General features: G+C 69.8%; 1 protein-coding gene. It reads left to right on the top strand.

The features are described from left to right. Nucleotides 1-1,325: NADP-dependent isocitrate dehydrogenase (locus tag BIU98_RS13860; RefSeq protein WP_139200738.1), on the top strand; the 1,325-nt coding region annotated here is incomplete at its 5' end. Nucleotides 1,326-1,353 lie beyond the last annotated feature (28 nt).

Below are 1,353 nucleotides of genomic sequence, written 5' to 3'. Positions count from 1 at the left end.
TCCTCACCGGGCTCGACGCCCTGCCGAACGGCGCGGAGATCAAGCAGGCCTTCACCGACGGCATCGCCGCCGGCCCCGAGCTCGCGATGGTGGACTCGGACAAGGGCGTCACGAACCTGCACGTCCCGAGCGACGTCATCGTGGACGCCTCGATGCCCGCCATGATCCGCACCTCCGGCCACATGTGGGGCCCGGACGGCGACGAGCACGACACCCTCGCGGTGATCCCGGACTCCAGCTACGCCGGCATCTACCAGACCGTGATCGAGGACTGCCGGGCCAACGGCGCCTTCGACCCGTCGACCATGGGCTCGGTGCCGAACGTCGGCCTCATGGCGCAGAAGGCCGAGGAGTACGGCTCCCACGACAAGACCTTCGAGGTCCCCGGTGACGGCACCGTGCGCGTCACGACCGCCGCCGGTGACGTCGTCATCGAGCACCAGGTCGCCCAGGGTGACATCTGGCGTGCCTGCCAGACCAAGGACGTCGCCATCCGCGACTGGGTCAAGCTCGCCGTCACCCGTGCCCGCGCCTCGGAGACCCCGGCCGTCTTCTGGCTCGACGACAGCCGCTCGCACGACGCCGCCCTCATCGAGCTCGTGCACCGCTACCTCGGCGAGCACGACACCGACGGCCTCGACATCCAGGTGCTCTCCCCCGTCGACGCCATGCGCTTCTCGCTCGAGCGCATCCGCCGCGGCGAGGACACCATCTCCGTCACCGGCAACGTGCTCCGCGACTACCTCACCGACCTGTTCCCGATCATGGAACTCGGCACCTCGGCGAAGATGCTCTCGGTCGTGCCGCTGCTCGGCGGTGGCGGACTGTTCGAGACGGGTGCCGGTGGTTCCGCGCCGAAGCACGTCCAGCAGCTCGTGCAGCAGAACTACCTGCGCTGGGACAGCCTCGGGGAGTTCCTGGCGCTGGCCGTCAGCCTCGAGCACCTCGCCGACGTGACGGGCAACCAGCGCGCGAAGATCCTCGGCGCGACCCTCGACCGTGCCACCGGGACCTTCCTCGAGCAGGACAAGTCCCCCGGTCGCAAGCTCGGCTCGATCGACAACCGCGGCAGCCACTTCTTCCTCGCGAAGTACTGGGCCGAGGAACTCGCCGCGCAGACCGAGGACACCGAGCTGGCAGCGGCCTTCGCGGAGATCGCCCGGCAGCTCGACGCCCAGGAGCAGACCATCGTCGACGAGCTCGTCGCGGTACAGGGCGCCCCGGCCGACATCGGCGGCTACTACCACCCGGACGACGCCAAGACGAGCGCGATCATGCGCCCGTCCACGACGCTGAACGCGGTGCTCGCCGAGCTCTCGGCGTAACCACCCCACGGACAGGAGGCCCGGTGCC

Origin of the sequence: Curtobacterium sp. MMLR14_010, from assembly GCF_001865015.1 — a bacterium.
In the GTDB taxonomy this organism is placed as follows: Bacteria; Actinomycetota; Actinomycetes; order Actinomycetales; family Microbacteriaceae; genus Curtobacterium.
The sequence above is the reverse complement of the archived record's forward strand: the minus strand, read 5'-3'. Positions and strand labels throughout refer to the sequence as shown.